The sequence below is a fragment of the Hoeflea sp. TYP-13 genome (assembly GCF_040932035.1).
Classification (GTDB): Bacteria; Pseudomonadota; Alphaproteobacteria; order Rhizobiales; family Rhizobiaceae; genus Hoeflea_A.
In genome coordinates, this window is sequence record NZ_JBFRBB010000008.1 from 1 (window position 1) to 18,852 (window position 18,852).

Sequence of the window (18,852 nt, forward strand, 5' to 3'; positions counted from 1 at the left end):
TATACGGTCAACACCGCAACCAAGCCGTACACGGCGCTGAGGACCGCGACCGAGACGGCACTGACCGAGAACGATGCCACGTCCGGTTCGGCGATCACGCTGACGACACGTATTGAGCGTTCCTATGACGGCTACGGCAATGTGATCGAGGAACGCAAGCTCGGCCGCACGGGTGTGACGGGTGATGAGACGACACAGGTGAACAGTATCGTCGCCAACGTCTCTGATTACATCCTGTCGATGCCGTCGACGGTCTCGGTCCACGAGGGATCAGGAACGTCGGGTGCTTTGCTCTCACGTGAACAGCTCTCCTATGACGGCGGAGCCCATGGCGTTGCTCCGACGAAGGGCCATGTGACGGGCCGCACGGTGCTGCGCTCGTCGGATGCGTCACTGCCCTCGATGGCCATGAGCTACGGCTATGATGCCTATGGCAACAAGACCCATGAGGTTGACGGCGAGGGCAACCGGACGGAATGGGATTACGATGCGACTTTTCATCTTTATCCGGTAGCAACACGCAATGCCTTGTACTTCGGCGGCGACAGCCGCCAGCAGACAACGCGGACTTATTCTTCGGTGTGCGGTGTCCCTGTGACGCTGACGGACCTCAACGACGTGCTGCATACTTACGGCCAGGACGTCTTTTGCCGGCACTACAATCACGTCAACACGGTGAGTGGTGCCGAAGAGCGGGTTGAGTATTTGGAGGAGGGCAATCCGGCGACTGTGCAGCGGATGCGCACCATGAAGAGATTGCCTGGTATCGCCGACATTTGGACCCGGGAATACAGATATTTCGATGGACGCGGCCGGGTCTTTTTAACTCTTGAGTGTCTTCCGGACTGCCACACGGGCTCTGTCCGTACATGGGTGGCGCATGATGCACGCAACAACGTAATGCGCACCAGCCAGCCCCTGGTACTGGGAGAAACGAAATACTGGACTGATCACAGCTACGACTGGGCGGATCGTATCACGTCAACCTATCATCCTGACGGCAAGTTCCGAATCATGGCCTATCTTCTCTCCAACGCGGTTCCTGCGGGCAATGTTGCGGGCAATGTGCCGCTGACGGCAGTGCGGCTGACCGATGAGTTGAACCGGACGTCGGTGGCCGTCACCAGCACCCGCGGCAAGGTGATCTATTCCCACAAGGAAACAGCCAATACAAAGGAATGGCATTCCTACGATGCCTTCGACCGCCTGATTGGCGTCAAGGACAATATCGGTGCCGTCTGGTCCTACACATACGACCTTGCCGGTAACCGCCTGTCGGTCAGCGATCCGGACCTTGGCAACTGGTCCTATGCCTACGATCAGGCAGGACGGCTGACATCCCAGACGGATGCGCGCGGCATAGTGACGGCGATGAGCTATGACGCGATTGGTCGTCCGCTGTCGCGCACCATCGCCAGCCCCGTTGTGTCGGATCCTGTGCTTGCCACCAACACCTATGACGAACAGCGCTCCGGCTACTACAATATGGGCCAGCTGACATCGGCCTCAAACGCCAATGCCTCAAGGGCGATCGACTATCATCCGTCGGGCAATGTCGCCAAGAACAGGGTGACGATCGACGGGGCGACGCACACGACGATGATCGGCGAGGACAAGGGCGAGCTTCCCATCTGGAAGCTTTACGATCCGCATCTAGTTGCCGTCGGTTCTGCCGCCTCGCCATGGCTCTACGGCTATGACGGCCGGTTGAAGAGCATTCCGTCGCTGATCAACGCGATCACCTATGAGGCGGACGGTCAGACGGATCAGATCACCTATGCCAATGGTGTGACGACGGACTTTACCTATTCGCCGCAGCGGCGCTGGCTGACGGGGATCGTGACGACCAAGGCCGATGCCACGGTTCTGATGAACAACAGCTACACCCGCGATGCGATGGGCCGCATCACGGCAATCACGGGCCTGACCCCGGCGGAAAGCTGGACCTACACCTATAACGACCGCGACGAGCTGATCACCGCCACCAATCAGGGCGATGCCACACTCACCGAGACCTTCTCCTATGACGATGGCGGCAACCTGCTCACACGCTCAAGACTGGCGGGGGCATTCACATATCCGGGTTCTGGCGGGGCGGGTTCGCCTCAGTCTGACTACAATCTACTGACAGGCACGAACGGTGACGACTCATTGTGGGCCACTGCCGGCAAGGACATCATCCGCAGCCTTGACGGAACAGACGATCTCTATGGTGGTTTTGGTAACGACATATTCGTTGGCGGCGGCGGAACCAACAAGGCTGTCTATGACGGTCAGTTCTCCGACTACACTTTCACTATTGTCGGCGCCAAGACACTGCTTGTTTCGAGTGCCGCTTACGGTACAGACATTCTCGTCAACATCGACGGCATCTGGTTCAATGGCGAATCCGCCTGGTACGCATTTGAGGATATTGCCGCCGGCGCAAGTGGCTACAAAGCGATCCTCGGCACGGATGGAGACGACGCCCTTCCCCTTTTGCTCGGAAGCGATGGCAAAGACATCATCCACAGCCTTAACGGCGTAGACGATATGAAAGGCGGCCTCGGCAACGATATTCTCGTTGGCGGCGGCGGAACCAACAAAGCTGTCTATGACGGCCAGTTTAGCGACTACACGTTCAATTACATCAGCGATGGGTCGTTGCTTGTTTCGAGTGCCACGTATGGAACAGATGTGCTGACTAATGTCGATGGCATCTGGTTCGAGGGTGAAGCGGCCTGGTACGATTTTGCAGATATCATAACCGGAATGGGCGGCTACAATACGATCATTGGCACCAATGGCGATGACAGCCTTCCGCTGTTGCTGGGAACAACGGGCAGGGACATCATCCGCAGCCTTGATGGTGTGGACGATCTGAAGGGCGGCCTGGGCAATGATATCCTGATTGGCGGCGGTGGAACCAACAAGGCCGTCTATGATGGTTCACTGGCGGATTACAGCTTTACTCTCAACGGCGACAAGTCGGTTACGGTCACAAGCGCTACCTATGGCACGGATGTGCTGGTCAATATCGACGGCATCTGGTTCGAGGGCGAGGCTGCCTGGTACAATACCGCAGACCTGCCAACCAGTTCGGGGGACTACACTCTCCTGACGGGCACGAACGGCAATGATGCGTTGTGGGGCACCGGCGGCAAGGACATCATCCGCAGTCTTGACGGTGTGGACGATCTTTACGGCGGTCTTGGCGACGATATTCTGATCGGCGGCGGCGGAACCAACAAGGTGGTCTATGACGGTCAGTTCAGCGATTACACCTTCACCTTTGTTGGCGACAAGTCGCTGCTTGTCTCGAATGCCACCTACGGCACTGACATTCTGGTCAATATTGACGGTATCTGGTTCGACGGCGAAGCGGCCTGGTACAATTTTGAAATCATCGCTGCCAGTATCAGCGGTTACAACTCAATCCTTGGGACGAATGGAAATGACAGTGCTTCCCTGTTGTGGGGCACCGACAGCAACGACATCGTCCAAAGCCTCGACGGTTTGGACGACATGCGCGGCGGTCTTGGTGATGATATCCTCATCGGCGGCGGCGGATACAACAAGGTCATCTATGACGGTCAGTTCAGCGATTACACGTTCAAATATATCAGTGACAGATCGTTGCTTGTTTCAAGCGCCACTTATGGCACGGATGTGTTGATTAATGTCGATGGTATCTGGTTCGACGGCGAAGCAACCTGGTACGAGTTTGCGGATATTGTAGCCGGCGTGAGTGGCTACAAGTTAATCCTCGGCACCAGCGGCGATGACGGATTGTGGGGTGCTAATGCCAATGACATTATCAGCAGTCTTGATGGTTCGGATAACCTGAAAGGCGCCCTGGGCGACGATATCCTGATTGGCGGCGGCGGATTCAATTCCGCCATATATGACGGCTCACTGGCGGATTACAGCTACACACTCAACGGCGACAAGTCGGTTACGGTAACAAGCGCCACCTACGGCACGGATGTGCTGGTCAATGTCGACGGTATCTGGTTCGAAGGCGAAGCCGCCTGGTACAATACCGCAGACCTGCCGAACAGCCCGGCAAGCCAGCCGGCCGGCCCGCATGCACCGCTGATGCTTGGTGCGAACGCGTTTGCCTATGATGCTAACGGCAACATGACGGATGACGGCACGCGCACGCTTTCCTGGGACGAGGCCAACCGTCTCAAACAGGTCATCAACGCGGCTTCTGCAACGATCGACTTTGCCTACGGACCTGAAAGCAAACGGGTGAAGAAGGTCGGCGCCGGGGGCGAGACGCTGTATCCGGATGCCGATGCGGAGATCGATGTAACCGGCACGCCCGTCTCTGCAGGTGTCTATGCTCTCAACGCCTATACGCGCTATCCGCACATGGATGTGAAGATGGTCGGCACCAGCCCGACTTACATCCACCGTGATCATCTGTCCTCGGTGCGCATTGTGACAGACGCCTCAGGCAACCAGGTCGAGCAGACTGCCTATGCGTCCTATGGCGAGGCAACCAATCAGGCCATGGCGACGCAAAAGGGTTACATCAACGAGCGGCATGATCCCGAAACGGGTCTGATGTATCTCAACGCACGTTACATGGACCCCACCTTCGGAAGGTTCATCTCGCCGGACGACTGGGATCCCATCCTCGAAGGCGTCGGACCGAACCGATATGCCTATGCAAGCAATGATCCGATCAATAAGACTGATCCGAACGGGCATCAGTCGTTGGGAAGTGTTTCCCCAGCTGGACCTGCTGCCTACGCATCCAGGAATGCTTTTAGGGCGATGGCTGACTTTAAACCGCTCAGTCCACACTCAAGTTTGACCGATCCTAGAAATGATGCAGCGTTGTTGGGAGCGGCTATAGGGCTAGCAATCGTGGCCATCATCACCAGCACCATGGATGACGATGAAGTTGCCAGAGGTGGAGACGGGCGAGTCATTTCAAAAAACGATAACCGTGGCCCGCAAAATAGCCCACCAAGGTCGCCAAACCCCCAAGTTCCCCCACCTTTTATTCCAGACTTTACAATTCACGGAGGAGAACGCAGTGATGAAAGAGGGGTTCCTGGATTAGCAGTGGGCGACACAGTTTTGAACCCAAATTCTTTGGCTACTCCCGGAAACAAAGATACAACGGTCTATTACAATTCGGAAAACAATGTGACAGTAGTAATATCAAATGAGACAGGCGCAGTTGTATCGACTCATAGGGGGCTGCCAGGAGGCGAGGAAGGCCGAGTATTCAGGGATCAGTTGTCTCAAAGAGATAACACACAAAATACGGACAAAGGTGAGACCCCTTCGTCCGATCAAGATGAAATGAATTAGGGTAGATGGCTTCTATCAACTACGCGATTTATGAGGACCTTCAGGTTGGGGCAGGGCTGAAACGTTTTCTTTTTCATCGGTGCGAGGAGCACTATCGTATTTCTGCACCCATGTCAGCGGTTCTTGATTACAATAAGGAGGGAATTCTGTTTCGCATTGAGATCACTTTCCTTTTGGATAAGCTCGCTGAAGTTGGGAAGAGTTTGGAAGCAAACGAGCTTACCGCTGAAACGAAAATAGTTCTCCAAGTTGGTCAAGATAATCCAGTATCGCTCATTCTGTGGGTGGATTCTTTGTATGATAAATCTGCCAGTCATTCAGTCGCAAATGCTTGGTTGCTTGAAGATGAAAATGGACAAGTGGCTGGATTGGAGATTGTTCAACCACAGTAAAATCCTATTTAGGTGAAGAAATTGAACAATTTTGAGCTTAGGGTCAACAAGGATACACCCAATATTGCTTATCTAGCTCTTCCCGCACATCCGGGCATCGGAACACATGGCGCAGTAAAAAAAACTCTCTGCCTGGCTGAGTTCATTTCGGGATATCAGGGCGCGGAAGTCAATCTGGATTTTGATGAATTTGGTGAATTGATCGGAATCGAAATACTGTCTTAAAGCGGCAATAGAATTAGGCAGACAATTAACCAAATTCCCAGGTTGTGAATGTGGAAAACTGCCGCGCTACAAGTTCGTATCGTGTTCTTGGCGTAACGCACTGTTTTTCTCATCTGGCATTTAGCTGTTGTGACCGGTTTCGATAACCGCGATACGCGCTTTACCTAGGTCTTCCGATTGGAAGCGGAAATAGTCTTCAAGCTTAATTCGGAGCATCACGAAGCATTCAGAGGCCTCCGCCACTGTGGAAAACCCATAAGCTCGTAGACAGCGCTGGTGCAACGTATAATTGCCGCTGGTAAACTAACATACCATAATCGATTCCTGGCGGCGACCGTGAAAATTTTCCGACCCATAGCGCTGCTGCTTATTGTCCTTGCCCTGGCAGCCTGCGGAACGAGCACCGGTTCGCGTAATGTGTTCGACGATGCGCTATCGGGCCTCGATACGTGGGGCTCGCCAAAAGGTCCCGGATCCGGAAACAACCAGAGAATAGTGGGAACAGATGGGCGAAGAACAGCCTTTACGGGTGTCGTTCAACGCGGCAGCGGCAGTTTTGTTTCGTCGCGCGCGCCGGAAATAGCTTCAGGCACAACCACCTCCGGGCAAGAGGGGTACACGCTCAATCTCGCAAATGTCCCCATAAAGGATGCCGCAAAAAAAGTCCTGGGAGACACGCTGAACATCAATTACGTCGTCGACCCGCAGGTTTCGGGTTCGATGACAATACAGACAAGTTCTCCCGTATCGCGTGCAGCGTTAATCGAGATTTTTGAGACGGCTCTTGCGGTCAACGATGCGGCGATTGTCCAAAAGAACAACACATATGAGATCGTCAGAAGAGCCGATGCCCTAAGCTCAACGCCGTCAATCAGCGTGCCGCGCGTGGCGTCCTCAGGACCTGGCCTGCAGGTCCAAGTCATCGAACTGCAGCACATTGCAGCGGACGAGATGAACAACATCCTGCAGCCGATCAGCCGGGAGGGCTCGATCCTGCGGGTCGACGATAAGCGGAACCTGATTATTCTGGCGGGCAACGGCGCGGATTTGCGGGCCATGCGCGAGGCAATTTCCGTATTCGACGTCGACTGGATGCGCGGCATGTCCGTTGCGCTCCACCCATTGCAGACATCACAGCCGGTCGCGATCGCCGATGAGCTAGACGAGATATTCGGCAATACGGGAAATTCGAAATCGAAGGTCATTCGTTTTATTCCGAACGAACGGCTGAACGCCATTCTGGTGATCACCTCGCGTCCAAAGTATCTCGGCCGGGCTGCGACCTGGATCGACAAGCTTGACGCTCAGGCGCAAACGAACGAAGACCAGTTGTTCGTCTATCACATTCAAAACAGGCCGGCGCCTGAGTTGGCGGAAATCCTGCGGGCAATTCTCTCGCAAGAAAATACGGATGTTTCCCAGAGCGAAAATCCAGTAGCGCCGCAGCTCACAGCAGGAGAGGTTGCAACCGCAGGTTTCCAGCCGGAAGGTCAGGACAGCGGTTCCTACGGCGGCGATGGCGTTCGACCGCGCACGTCAGTGGTGGCCGACGTGGAGAATAACGCGCTGCTGATTTCAACATCGGCACGCGAATTTAAGCGGATCGAAAATATTCTGCGGCAGCTGGACATATTGCCGACCCAGGTTTTGCTCGAAGCCGTCATCGCCGAGGTCACCCTGGATGACGAGCTGAAGCTCGGAGTGCGGTGGTTTTATGAAAATGGCGGATTTGAGCTTGGATTATCGGATCTTGCTTCCGGCTTTGTCGGGGCGGCTTTCCCAGGCTTTTCATGGACCTACGCTTCGAGCGACCTCAAGGTTACCTTGAACGCACTCGCTAGCATCACGGATGTCAATATCATCTCGTCCCCGACAATCATGGCGCGAAACAATCAAAAAGCCGTGCTGCAGGTCGGAGATGAGGTGCCGATCGTCACGCAGCAGGCTACGGACATCACAAACCCGGGTGCCGTCATCAATTCGGTGGAAATGCGCGACACCGGCATTATCCTGACGGTCGTCCCGAGAGTGAATAAATCCGGCCGGGTCATGCTCGACATCGAACAGGAAGTCAGCACGGTCGTTAAAACAACGACCAGCGGTATAGATTCACCCACCATCAGGCAAAGAAAGATCACCACGCAGGTCACCGTTCACGATGGTGAAAGTCTTGCGCTTGGCGGGCTGATCCAGGAAAGCAACGAACTCAGCCGGGGGCAGGTGCCAATTCTTGGAGACATCCCGCTCATCGGCAACGCCTTCAAGAACAAAACGGACAAGATCAAGCGGACCGAGCTGATCATATTCATCAGACCCCGGGTTGTCAGAAGCGTACAGGAAGCGCGGGGCGTGACCGCGGAGTTCAGAAACCAGCTGAGACTTGAAAGCCCGCTTAGCAAGACCCGCCGGGGAAAAACCCGCCGAGAGCGCGATTTCAAGCGACTGGTATACTGATGCAGCCGGGTTCAGATATTTTATGGATTTTCGGCCTTTCGCTCGTTGTCATCATCGGTGCCATAGCCCTGATCGACCTGAAGCGAATGATCATTCCCAATGCGTTGAACGCTGCCCTCGTGGTGAGTGGATTGGGATTTCAATACGCGAGTCAGTCAAAGTTTCCGCTACTGGCCATCGTTGGCGCCCTGTCATTGACGGCCGTGTTTTATGCCATTCGCGCAATTTATCTTAGCACCAGAGGCGTGGTTGGGCTTGGGCTTGGAGATGTGAAAATGGCTGGCGCTTCTGCGGTGTGGCTGAACCCGGCAAATTTGCCGGTATTCATTTTCATTTCCTGTGCCAGCGCGCTCATTTCACTCGGAGTATTCGGGCGGCACAATTCTCAATTCCGTTCGTCAGGCAGGTTGCCATTCGGCCCGTTTCTCGGGGTCGGTCTTCTTGCAAGCTGGTGCATGGAAAACTTCACAAACCTCGGTCTTCTGGCCCGCTGAGCTCTCGGGATTAAGGTGATGATATTTGTTGTAAGAAACCGCAGACGTAACAGATCGGCACATTCAGATGTTGCCGGCTTCACGATGGTTGAACTGTTGGTGGTGCTCGCGATCATAGGCCTGATCGCGTCATTTGCCGTTCCGCAGGTCCTGCGTTATCTGGGCTCGGCGCGATCAGATGCTGCCGGCATCCAGATCAGCAATATCGAATCTGCCATGGAGCTCTATTACATCGACAATATGAAGTATCCGGAGACCGAGCAGGGCATTTCCGCATTATCCGTTCGACCGGCGGACGAAGCCCGGTGGAATGGGCCCTATCTGAAGGATGCTGACAAGCTGAAGGATCCCTGGGGCAACGCATACACATACAGCCGCGATGAAAACAGCGGAGGCATTGTTATTTCGTCGCTTGGCAGAGATGGCAAAATCGGCGGCGAAGGCGAAGATGCGGATATTTCAAATACACAATAAGCACTGAAACTAGTGCCCGGAGTTTCGAAGGCGCGCAAATCCGCGGCTAGTAAATTGCCGGCCGTTTCGGCTTGCGGTAATCTTGAACCTTACAGCGCGAGGCAGCGAACGGTTTTGCGACCAGGAATTAGTCCATTGTGCATCAGATGACCCCGACAAGGCTCCAAGATATTCGAATTTGATGCCATTGATACCATCGGCAACGGAAACCGTGAGCGGTGGCTGATTTGACAACGTTGATTTGGTAAATCGTCGTGCGGCGATTGTCTGGATTAGCTCTCCGTTTTTCTCGCCGGGCTGTAGCTCAATTCTTTTTGTTCGCATAGCGGCTTCCTGTATGCCGATCCGTGATGAACTGACGAATGAAACGCCTGATGCATTTCCGACGAAAAAAGCCCGGTTCCGGTTGTCCGAAATATCGATCGGAAGAGCCAATGCGGTTTCCAGGGTGCGCTCCATGTAATTCGAAACGCTGTTCAACTCGCGCTGGATTTCACGCTCGGCATGTATCTGAGATGCTTTGCGCAGCTGACCTAAAAATACCGTCGTCAATCCAGTGATCAGAGCCAGTATGGCTAGGACAACCAGAATCTCAGCAAGCGAAAACCCAGCTTCGGAGACCGAGTTGTTTTCCCGTCTGGCGGAAGAGATTTTATTTGGACTGTGTGAGCCTGGATGATGCATTTCCGCTCTATTCACCTCGCTCAAATGTCACATATTCTGTCGTCAAAGCAGGTGGGGCTTTGTGCGTAATCTCAAGAGTAATGACGCGAACGTTCGATGCGGCCTCTATCGTGATGGGACGAATGGACAGTTTCCAATCGAAGCGACCGTCCGGACTGCTATCGTCCTTTGTAAGTGTTTCAGAATTCGCGCTGTTTTCTGCAAGGACAGCTCTTGCGAGTTGCCGCATTTCCTCTTGGACCCGTGACCGTTCCGCATTGTGAAGGCTGACGCTGATCCCGCGTACCGCAATTGCGAGCGAAATTGAAATGACCGCAAAGGCCACGATGGTCTCTAAAAGCGTAAATCCCGCCTCGCGGTCATCGGAATGCCTACCGGTCTTCATCACGTATCTCGTACGTCAGCCCGGTCAGCCAATTGGTCTGTACGGTTATTGCCGGACCGTCACTGTCTGCAATAGTGATTTCAGCGCCGGTCGAGCCGCCTTCGCCAAAAAACAAAATCGGAATCAATCCGTCGGTTGCAATGAGTTCCAGTCCCACCAGCACGGATATCTCAACGCTGTCCGGAATGTTTTCGGTCTTGTCTCTGTGCAGATAGGCAATGTTGCGAGACTGAAGATCCAGTTTGACTGTCCTCGTTGTTCCGGTCACCAGAGCATCCTGATGTGCAACCGACAACAGTTGCACGACCTTCGTTGCGAAAGCGGCTTTTCCCTCCTCAGCCTGCCGCCCGGATAATGCGAATCCGGCTAAGCCGCTGGCCATTGCGACAATCAGTAATCCCACCAGAAGTTCAACGAGTGTGAAACCCTGGATTTTGTCGTCTGCTGCTGTGTTCTGCGCACGTCTCATCGAATTGCCAATTCGTTGATGGAAAGCAGCGTGCTCATGACGGAGGTCACCAATCCGCCGATAACCAGACCGAGGAATATGGTGATTGCGGGAGTGAGAAACTTGAACAACCGATCCAGTTTTACCTTCTGCCTCGCCTCGATCGCGGCGGCGGCTCGTGCAAGCATCATTGGCAAATTGTTCGATTCTTCCCCGATTCTTATCTGGGCAATGAGGCCGTCATTCATCAAGCCGGTTTGTGCCAGCGCGGCGTGAAGACTGGATCCCGAGGAAACTTCGTTCTCGGCTGTCAGCAATTGGCGTTCTATTTCACCACTTGATGCGGATCCGATTGCAAGCTGCATTGCATCTTTTATGGGTACGCCATTCGAGAACAGCATATGCAGTGCATGCAAATAGCTAGCAACGGCTGTCTCGGTTACAAAGGCACCGACAAATGGAAGAAGTCTCCGTAAATTCAAAACCCGCTGACGGATTTGCGGAGAAAACGTAACCGCGCCTACGGCAACAAGGAGGATTGAGAGTATCCAGACCCCGTAGTTGGTCACAACCTGCCGGAAGGTCGACAATGCTGAGACAATGAGTGGTGTGTCTTGCGTCTGGCCATCGAATATCGGTTCGATTGCCGGAACGAGGTAAAATGCGAGAACAAATATAGCAGCGATCATCATCACGATAAGAAAAACCGGATATAGCAGCGCTTCCTGCATTTCTGATCGCCGCTTGGCTTCCTGTTCGAAGCGTGTCGACATGCCGGAAAATACGGTTGGGAGGTTACCGCTGTTTTCACCGGCAGATATCAGCGCGACCACATCCTTGGAAACGCCGGCTTGTGCAAAGGACGCCGCCACGGATTGACCTTCATTGAGTTTTTCTTTGATCGTTTCAAGCCGCACTTTATCGGCCGCATTGATATCGTCAGAAAGACTGGTCGTTATTGCCTGATCTATGTTGAAGCCCGATTGAAGCAATACTGACAATTCAGTGAACAAACGTGCGTCGCTCGGCTTTGAGAGCGAAGACAGAAGCTTGCCTCCGGACATTTTGGCTCTGGTATTTTCCCGTCGTTTGTCAAGTTCAAGCAGGAACGGCATTTTTCCGCTTTGGGACAATGCGTGAAAGGCAGCTTCCTTGCTGCCTGCTTCGATCGTATCGCCGTCAATTTTTCCGTTGCTTAGATAGGCTTTGTACCGGAAGCGTGGCATTTACGAGACCCCGCCGCTGAATACGCGTGCGATCTCACTTTGATCCGTCAAGCCGTTTCCAACCAGTCCATCTGCATGCTCCGGAAGGGTCTTGAAGCCGCCCAACTTTGCTGCCGCCAGGACATCTGTCTCCGTGGCCGATCGATTGATGGCTTCATGAACAGCCGGATCGACCTGCAATATCTCATAGGTAGCGATGCGTCCCTGGTAGTTTGTGCCCCCGCAGGTCTCGCAATCATCCGTATCTGTTCCATTACAGGTGCTGCAGCCTCTGCGTAGAAGCCTTTGACCGATCACCGCCCGAACCGTGTCCGCCAACAGGTAGCTTTCTATCCCCATATCGGTGAGTCTGGAAAATGCAGCCGCGGCACTGTTCGTGTGCAATGTGGACAGAACAAGATGGCCAGTGAGGGCCGCACGGATTGCTATTCGCGCGGTCTCGGGGTCTCTTATTTCTCCGACCAGGATAACGTCGGGATCCTGCCTGAGTACGGTTCTCAATGTCTTTGAAAAATCCAGTTCTATTGCCGAATTGACCTGTACCTGCGTGATACCTCTCATGCGGTATTCAACGGGATCCTCGACCGTAAAAACCTTGACGCTATCGCAGTCGATCTCGTTGATCATCGAATAAAGGGTTGTCGTTTTGCCGCTGCCGGTTGGGCCGGTAATCAGGACGATGCCATCTTTCAGTCGTGCCAGGTGTCTGATGAGCGAGACATCATCCGGTTCATAGCCAAGCGCATCGAGCCGGAGCGGTATCGTGCTTCGGTCAAGTATTCTGAGAACGAATGTTTCCCCGTGAACTGACGGCAAAACGGATACGCGCAAGTCGATCTCTTGCCCGCGCACCGCCACACGCATTCTTCCATCCTGCGGCAGCCGCCGCTCAGCAATGTTGAGCTGCGATAATATTTTCAACCTGGTCGACAGGCCTGCATGAAGCTGAAATGAAACCCGTTGATCAACGTTCAGAACACCGTCGCTGCGAAAGCGGATTGCCACGGAGTCTTCGCCAGGCTCGACATGGATATCCGTTGCGTTTCTGTCAACAGCGCGTTGAATGATCTCATTTACAAGCCGGATAACCGGAGCTTCGTTTGCGACATCTTTCAACCGGTTGACATCCTGCAATTCCAGCTCGGCAGAATGCTCTAGGTGATGCGCAATGCTACTTGGCTCCGATTCGTTCTCGGATTTCCATTGATTGAGAATTTCCTCGATGTGACTGCGTGAGGCGCAACATTTTTCAAATTGTTGATCGAGGAGGTAGGAGACCATGTCTTGCGCGTCGGCGGACAGTGGATCGGCAACCGCAAGCATTGTCGGTTCATCGTCCAATCGGACGGGAGCCACGCCGGCATTCAGAAGGAAGGAAACGCCGATTTCCCGAACCAAATCCTGGTCAAGGTCCGCAAAATCCGGATTGAGCTGCCGCACGCCCACATATTCCGCGAAGTGGTTGACCAGTTGGTCTTCTCTGACCAATCCCAGTTCAATCAATACGGTATCGATCGCTTGACCTGTCGATGTTGAGGCAGCGACCATGCGGGAAAATTCGGTGTCGCTGAGAACCGATCTTTCTCTCAGATATTCGCCAAAGGCGGAAATCACAGCATTTCGATCAGGATTCATTGGTTATCCGAACTCGTTGAGTATTCTGCCGAACTCCGGACCGAACGTTGCCGAACAATTTCCAAAGATATTGCCCTCGTCGTCAGACGCCGGTTCGTCATACCGCCAGGATTCAACCAACTGATCACCGAGACCTCCGCCGGTCTTTGTTGCGAAGATTCCGTTAAACTGTCCCGTGAGGGCGCCGCGACGAACAACGACGGAAACGGTTACCGGTGTCGATGAAGGATCAGCTGTATGGGCGCTGGTGCCGTTAAGTCCACTGAAACGTTGCGCCGCGTCTTTCAAGTGTTTCGGAGCAACAGTAAGAGACAGCGTGTTGGCCGCAGCGCGTACGGTGAATGTCCTGTGCAGATCTCGATAGGGCGTATTTCCCATTTCGGCAATGTCGTAGAGCTCGGATATGGCTTCAAGCGGCGCGCTTTTCGGTCCACCTGAAAAGCCTTCTTTGGATTTGCCGTTATCTGCCGATGAGAACGAACGGTGCGCTATGATCTTTCTTGACAGGTCTTGCGCATTGCCTTGGCCCATTCCCAATGCAACTAGAGCAGCCTCGAGCGCACCGCTGGATGCCCGGTTTATATTCACGAGACCTGCATGGCTCTGAAGCAGATACAATGCCATCACTTTACCGCTTCGACAGCCCTGCAGGGTCGAATTTTCCGGAACTGCATTTGCAGCGGTTTGATTAGATTTTCGCTCGCGCTGTTGTGCCACCAGTATCGACGCAATTCCTTCTGCGAGGTAATTAAGCCGATCTGTCTGATATAATGACGAGACATGTGCTGTGTGCGTCCGCGCCGCGATTGTCAGTGGTGCGAGAATTGCAGTGATTGCCAGTCCAATCCAGAGAACGGCAACCAGGCTGAAACCTTCGTTCGAGGCGCTTTGCTTCGATATTGTCCAATCAACGGTCACGTCACCGCTCCTCGAGTTCATAGAGCTGCAAACGTATCGAGCGACCGGTGCTCGTAAGCTGAACGCTATTGGTATCGATTTCGCCCACCATCCATGAACCGATGCTGTCGCCCGCGAGCACCCATGTGTTTTCGCCCTTGCCGCTGGACAAAAGGGCGCTGGCAGTCCCGCTCGAAATACTTATGCCAATCAACGACAGTTTCGGGGCGGGCGCATTGGGAGCTTGCGTTCTGACTTTTGGTGCCGGTTTATTGGTGGTTACTGTTTGTCTGGGCTTTGCCGGTTTTGGTGGAGGGGGAGGTACAAATTTCCTTCGACCGCGGCTAAAGAGGGGGCGCTCGGTCGTCGCTGGAAATTTCAACGTTTCCAGGTCCGCATGATCTGAAGCGGGCGCGTTGATATCATCGGCAAGTGATTGTGTTTGCATCGAGTCTGCTGGTATCGCTGAAACATCAAGCGGCTGTCTGAGCAAAATGTGACCTATGGCAGCAAATCCCGAAGTGCTGACCATCAGCCAGACAACAAGAAGGGCGGATCTCATTCGGTCGCTTCCTCGCCGGGTGTCGTGGGGCGCAGGGCTCCGTAAAGCCTCAACTGCGCAACAAGGACAGGTTCAGCCACAGGCTTTTTCAGGGACAAGCCGTCGGTAGAACGGACCGTCAGTTTCGTGACGAACAGGATGGGTTTGGAACTTTCCAGCGCAAGCAGTGTCTTGTGCAGATTCTCAATACTTCCGGATAGGTTTGCCTGCAGGCCGGCATAGGTAACTTCATTGCGAACGAAATCAGGTGCATTGCCGACGGATATAACACTGACCCGTTGCGCACTGGCAATCTGCTTAAAGCGTTGCTGCAAATTCGCGCGAATAAGGCTTTCACTTTCGCCGGAAAGAAATTCCCGCGATGCAGCCTCATTCGACGCGGCTGTCTGCTCAGCTACCAGGGGAAGCTGCTTTGTAATCATTTGCAGGTGTCCGAGCAGTTGTCTTTTCTCGTCCAATGAATTCTGTGCCCGAATAACGGAGGTAAGCGCGCCGGTTATCGTGAGAGCAATACCCGACAGGGCCAGAAGCAGTATGCCGATAGCCAGCGTCCTTTGAACGGCCTTCGAACTGTTCAACAACCAAATCACGATTCCGCTCCGGAATGAATGAAGCTCGTTTGCAAGGTAAACCGTTCGAAATCCTGTCCGGGAACACGGTTGACCGATGCCGTAAACCTGGGATCTGCGAATTTGCCGGATCGCTCCAGAAGCGGAATGATGGCGGCTGCGGATGTGGAATATCCCGAAAGGGTGATTGTTCCGTTCTCTATTGTGAAATCGCTTAGCCAGGTATTGTCTGGAAGGATGTGCGAAAGCTGTTCCCAGATAGCCACTGTTGCGCCGGTGGCGTTTTTTTCCTGTCTGAGCGAAGACATCCGCTCCAGCAGTTTCACTTGCGACTCATATTTTCTTCTGGCAGCTCCCGCCTCTTTTTGCGCCGCCGTGATTTGGGCGTTTAAAACGCTGTCCGCCTTCTTAAATTTGTAATCGGCTATCGCATAGGTACCAGCAAGACCTGCGATCAGCACAAGCAAGCTTGCGGCCAGAAGCCAGCGAGTAATTCGGACTGAGAGACAGACTCCGGCCAAATTTGTGACGCTGATTTTGTCAATGTGATAGATGTCATCGTCCTGTCGAAACAGGACGCTGTCGACGGAACATCCGCATTTTTGCACAGCGCGTATTACCGGATCGATTTCCGACCTTTTGACCAAAAAAAAGGTAGTCCGGTCTGGAGAGTCGCGCCCGCTCGGTAACAAAACATGTATGTTTTCCATCTGGAACGGCGTGTTGGCGCCGACATCGACTTCGGCCATGCTTTGAGCTCGGCTGCGGGGCAGTCGAATGCCGGCGATTTGCCTCTGGATGAAGTGTCCGTTGCTTAAGGCAATTTGGCAAGCGAGCCGCATTCGCCCGGTCAGTTCCTCGATAGCCTCCTCAAGATCGTCAATCGAATCGACCAGGACTTGCTTTTGTTTGTTTTTGAGATGCAGCTCGGCGGGAAACAGCTGACCTGAACCTCCCAGCACTATCGTAATAAGTTCGGTCGGTTCGGTTTTTCCAACAAAACTCCGCAGCATGCCGGCCAGTTCGTCCGCAAACCACCCTCGAAAATCTGTAATTGTTGCCGTAGCACTGCTCATAGTTGTCCCGAAGTAGTTTTGGATCTACAAACCAGCCTACGCAAACCGGTTGTACCCGGAACAATTTTGCCGCCAGAATCTGATATCTATTGATACTCTAGAATCGCGGTTACATTCCATTTCTACCTGTTTGTAAGTGCTTTTTTGGAGTTGCTATCCACAGGAAATAGAATGCCTGATTGCAACTATTGGTGTTTTTGAGCTTGCGAATCAGCTTGCTGACGCGCTAGCCGTATAGCGCGCAAATTCAGTTTCTCTCTCCATCTGGTTGAGGTTTTGCTCCGGGGCTTTCTCCGGTGCGGGGACGTTTGCGCGCTGATGGGATTGCGGCGGGTGACGCTTTGTTTTCAACGCCTGCCACCGGACATATTTTGGGGGTTTTCATGCGCTCGTTTTCTGCCAGCAACTCGGTTGCTGCCTATTTGCCGTTTTCTGTATTTCGGGCGGGTTTGATTGCGTCCGTTGTGTTGGCTGCATGTATGTTCGGCTCTCATCAGGCACAAGCGCAGGTTGGTGACGCCAGCGATACTGTCAAAATCCCGACCGGGGAATTTCCCACCGCGTCTGGCCGCGGCAATGCGAGCTATGAATACGGTCTTGACCTGCCTGGCTTTCGCGGGCTGGAGCCGGCAATCGGGCTGCAATACGATTCCTCGCGCAAGACCAAGCGGGGCGGCCGCTATCAGGGCTGGCTCGGCTACGGCTGGGGCATTGACGGCTTCGACGTCATCGAGCGGGTCAGCGAGGGAAGGGGCCTTGCCTATTATGACGATGCCAAGGATGTCTTTCTTCTAAACGGCTATGAGCTGGTTGAATGTGTGGCAGGCACTGTCAGCCCGTCCTGCGACAATGGCGGAACGCATGCCACCCAGATCGAGAGTTATCAGCGTATCAAGTTCTCAAGCGGCACCAACAGCTGGGAGATCACCGGCCGGGACGGAACTAGAACCGTTCTTTCGTCGGCCGGCAGCTTCGGTGGCACCGTCGAACATGCCAATTCGGCAAACAAGTTCCGCTGGCTGATCTCGTCGATCACCGATACGGACGGCAACCAGGTGAGCTTCACCTATGCCTGCGACACGCTTCCGGCCTGTTATCCGCAGACGATCACCTATAACGGCACCGAGGTCCGGTTTTATCTGGAGACCCGTCCGGACATGATCATCATGGCCAATGGCCAGACGCTGACGCGCTATGAGAAGCGGATCAGGTCGATTACGACGACGGTAGGCGGTTCGATGCGCTCTGCCGTTGCGCTGACTTATGATGAGGACGCCTATTCGGGCGCCTCGCGCCTGACCACAATCACGCGCTACGGCACGGATGCGGTTGTTGCGGCCGATGGTGCGGTCACAGCAGGCAGTGCCCGTCCGCCGGTCACCATGACCTATTATGACGTCAATACATCGAGGACGACGGTCAACAAGCCGATCAACGGGATTGCAGCATTTTCCAACCTGCTGGCAACGGATCTGGACCATGATGGATTTGATGAGGTGCAGAGTGTTGCGATCGGTTCGTCTTGTTCTCCCTGGGACAGCTGTATTCCGGCCTATGGTGCCAATCTCTATGTCTTCGACAATTCCGGTGATCCAAACGCCAGCATTCAGGCCTACAGCTCGGGATTTACCACCATTCATGCCAGTCATGGTCTGAATCTTTCTGCCTTTCAGCGGTCGGGCGCGTTCGTTACGCCGGAAGAAAATGGCGTCATGCTGGGGCTGCAGGCACCGGTGACCTATGACACGGGCCCGAGTACGTCAGAAACGGTAGTTCAGACACACATCGGCAGTTTGTTGAGCTACTCCCGGTCGGGCGGGTTCAAGTCGCTTTGCTCGAACGGCTCGTACAGCGCAACATGCGCAATGCATTCCAGCAGTCAAAACAACAGAGTGTCGGTTTATTCAACTGACCGCGACGGCGATATGGTGAGTGATTTGGTATTTGCTGAATCTTCGAACCATGAGCAGGGCAGCGCCGACTTCAGGGGCAATGGCGAGGAGCGGAATTACACTTTTGAT

The 18,852-nt window shown here is 53.9% G+C and carries 16 protein-coding genes; 7 read left to right on the forward strand and 9 right to left on the reverse strand.

Translation table 11 applies throughout. From position 1 onward, the window contains the following. The 6 genes from ABVT35_RS26690 to gspG all read left to right on the forward strand — a co-directional run. A partial coding sequence (locus ABVT35_RS26690) for an RHS repeat-associated core domain-containing protein (RefSeq protein WP_368470676.1) occupies window positions 1-5,310 on the forward strand: 5,310 nt, incomplete at its 5' end. Between the two features lie 5 nt (window positions 5,311-5,315). Beyond that, entirely contained in the window at window positions 5,316-5,702 is a 387-nt protein-coding gene (locus ABVT35_RS26695) for a hypothetical protein (protein WP_368470677.1), read from the forward strand. Between the two features lie 21 nt (window positions 5,703-5,723). Continuing rightward, entirely contained in the window at window positions 5,724-5,927 is a 204-nt protein-coding gene (locus tag ABVT35_RS26700; RefSeq protein ID WP_368470678.1) for a DUF2283 domain-containing protein, read from the forward strand. A gap of 336 nt (window positions 5,928-6,263) precedes the next feature. Next, entirely contained in the window at window positions 6,264-8,381 is a 2,118-nt protein-coding gene (gene gspD, locus ABVT35_RS26705; RefSeq protein WP_368470679.1) for a type II secretion system secretin GspD, read from the forward strand. Continuing rightward, a complete protein-coding gene (locus ABVT35_RS26710; RefSeq protein ID WP_368470680.1) occupies window positions 8,381-8,875 on the forward strand; it encodes a prepilin peptidase in 495 nt (164 codons plus the stop codon). Before gspD ends, ABVT35_RS26710 begins: the two co-directional genes overlap by 1 nt. Before the next feature lie 18 nt (window positions 8,876-8,893). Then, window positions 8,894-9,349, forward strand: coding sequence for a type II secretion system major pseudopilin GspG (gene gspG / locus ABVT35_RS26715; protein WP_368470681.1), 456 nt, complete (start codon window positions 8,894-8,896; stop codon window positions 9,347-9,349). Between the two features lie 9 nt (window positions 9,350-9,358). Here the strand turns inward: gspG and ABVT35_RS26720 are convergent, their stop codons facing one another. The 9 genes from ABVT35_RS26720 to ABVT35_RS26760 form a co-directional block, all read right to left on the reverse strand. Further along, window positions 9,359-10,048 (reverse strand): type II secretion system protein J, encoded by a 690-nt coding sequence (locus ABVT35_RS26720; protein WP_368470691.1) that lies wholly within the window; start codon window positions 10,046-10,048, stop codon window positions 9,359-9,361. Then, complete coding sequence (locus tag ABVT35_RS26725) at window positions 10,041-10,418, reverse strand: type II secretion system protein (RefSeq protein WP_368470682.1); 378 nt, start codon at window positions 10,416-10,418, stop codon at window positions 10,041-10,043. Before ABVT35_RS26725 ends, ABVT35_RS26720 begins: the two co-directional genes overlap by 8 nt. Further along, window positions 10,405-10,887, reverse strand: a complete 483-nt coding sequence (locus ABVT35_RS26730) for a prepilin-type N-terminal cleavage/methylation domain-containing protein (RefSeq protein ID WP_368470683.1) — start codon at window positions 10,885-10,887, stop codon at window positions 10,405-10,407. Before ABVT35_RS26730 ends, ABVT35_RS26725 begins: the two co-directional genes overlap by 14 nt. Further along, the gene (locus ABVT35_RS26735; protein WP_368470684.1) at window positions 10,884-12,092 is read right to left on the reverse strand and encodes a type II secretion system F family protein; all 1,209 of its coding nucleotides are present in this window, start codon (window positions 12,090-12,092) and stop codon (window positions 10,884-10,886) included. The genes ABVT35_RS26730 and ABVT35_RS26735 overlap by 4 nt, the downstream gene beginning before the upstream one ends. Then, on the reverse strand, window positions 12,093-13,727 hold the full coding sequence (locus ABVT35_RS26740; RefSeq protein WP_368470685.1) for a GspE/PulE family protein: 1,635 nt from the start codon (window positions 13,725-13,727) through the stop codon (window positions 12,093-12,095). Between the two features lie 3 nt (window positions 13,728-13,730). Next, complete coding sequence (locus tag ABVT35_RS26745; protein ID WP_368470686.1) at window positions 13,731-14,351, reverse strand: hypothetical protein; 621 nt, start codon at window positions 14,349-14,351, stop codon at window positions 13,731-13,733. A gap of 295 nt (window positions 14,352-14,646) precedes the next feature. After that, window positions 14,647-15,186, reverse strand: a complete 540-nt coding sequence (locus ABVT35_RS26750; protein WP_368470687.1) for a hypothetical protein — start codon at window positions 15,184-15,186, stop codon at window positions 14,647-14,649. Further along, window positions 15,183-15,776: a type II secretion system protein GspM gene (gene gspM / locus ABVT35_RS26755; RefSeq protein ID WP_368470688.1), complete on the reverse strand. Its 594-nt coding sequence runs from the start codon at window positions 15,774-15,776 to the stop codon at window positions 15,183-15,185. Before gspM ends, ABVT35_RS26750 begins: the two co-directional genes overlap by 4 nt. After that, window positions 15,773-16,831: a PilN domain-containing protein gene (locus ABVT35_RS26760; protein WP_368470689.1), complete on the reverse strand. Its 1,059-nt coding sequence runs from the start codon at window positions 16,829-16,831 to the stop codon at window positions 15,773-15,775. The genes gspM and ABVT35_RS26760 overlap by 4 nt, the downstream gene beginning before the upstream one ends. 479 nt (window positions 16,832-17,310) lie before the next feature. Between ABVT35_RS26760 and ABVT35_RS26765 the strand changes: the two genes are divergently transcribed. Then, the coding region (locus ABVT35_RS26765; protein WP_368470690.1) for a SpvB/TcaC N-terminal domain-containing protein at window positions 17,311-18,852 on the forward strand (1,542 nt) is incomplete at its 3' end.

Excerpts from the sequence above, each read along its gene's own strand:
- ABVT35_RS26695 (WP_368470677.1), top strand. The coding sequence starts at position 5,316 with ATGGCTTCTATCAACTACGCGATTTATGAGGACCTTCAGGTTGGGGCA.
- ABVT35_RS26710 (WP_368470680.1), top strand. The coding sequence starts at position 8,381 with ATGCAGCCGGGTTCAGATATTTTATGGATTTTCGGCCTTTCGCTCGTT.
- gspG (WP_368470681.1), top strand. The coding sequence starts at position 8,894 with ATGATATTTGTTGTAAGAAACCGCAGACGTAACAGATCGGCACATTCA.
- ABVT35_RS26725 (WP_368470682.1), bottom strand. The coding sequence starts at position 10,418 with ATGAAGACCGGTAGGCATTCCGATGACCGCGAGGCGGGATTTACGCTT.
- ABVT35_RS26730 (WP_368470683.1), bottom strand. The coding sequence starts at position 10,887 with ATGAGACGTGCGCAGAACACAGCAGCAGACGACAAAATCCAGGGTTTC.
- ABVT35_RS26735 (WP_368470684.1), bottom strand. The coding sequence starts at position 12,092 with ATGCCACGCTTCCGGTACAAAGCCTATCTAAGCAACGGAAAAATTGAC.
- ABVT35_RS26740 (WP_368470685.1), bottom strand. The coding sequence starts at position 13,727 with ATGAATCCTGATCGAAATGCTGTGATTTCCGCCTTTGGCGAATATCTG.
- ABVT35_RS26745 (WP_368470686.1), bottom strand. The coding sequence starts at position 14,351 with ATGGCATTGTATCTGCTTCAGAGCCATGCAGGTCTCGTGAATATAAAC.
- ABVT35_RS26750 (WP_368470687.1), bottom strand. The coding sequence starts at position 15,186 with ATGAGATCCGCCCTTCTTGTTGTCTGGCTGATGGTCAGCACTTCGGGA.
- ABVT35_RS26760 (WP_368470689.1), bottom strand. The coding sequence starts at position 16,831 with ATGAGCAGTGCTACGGCAACAATTACAGATTTTCGAGGGTGGTTTGCG.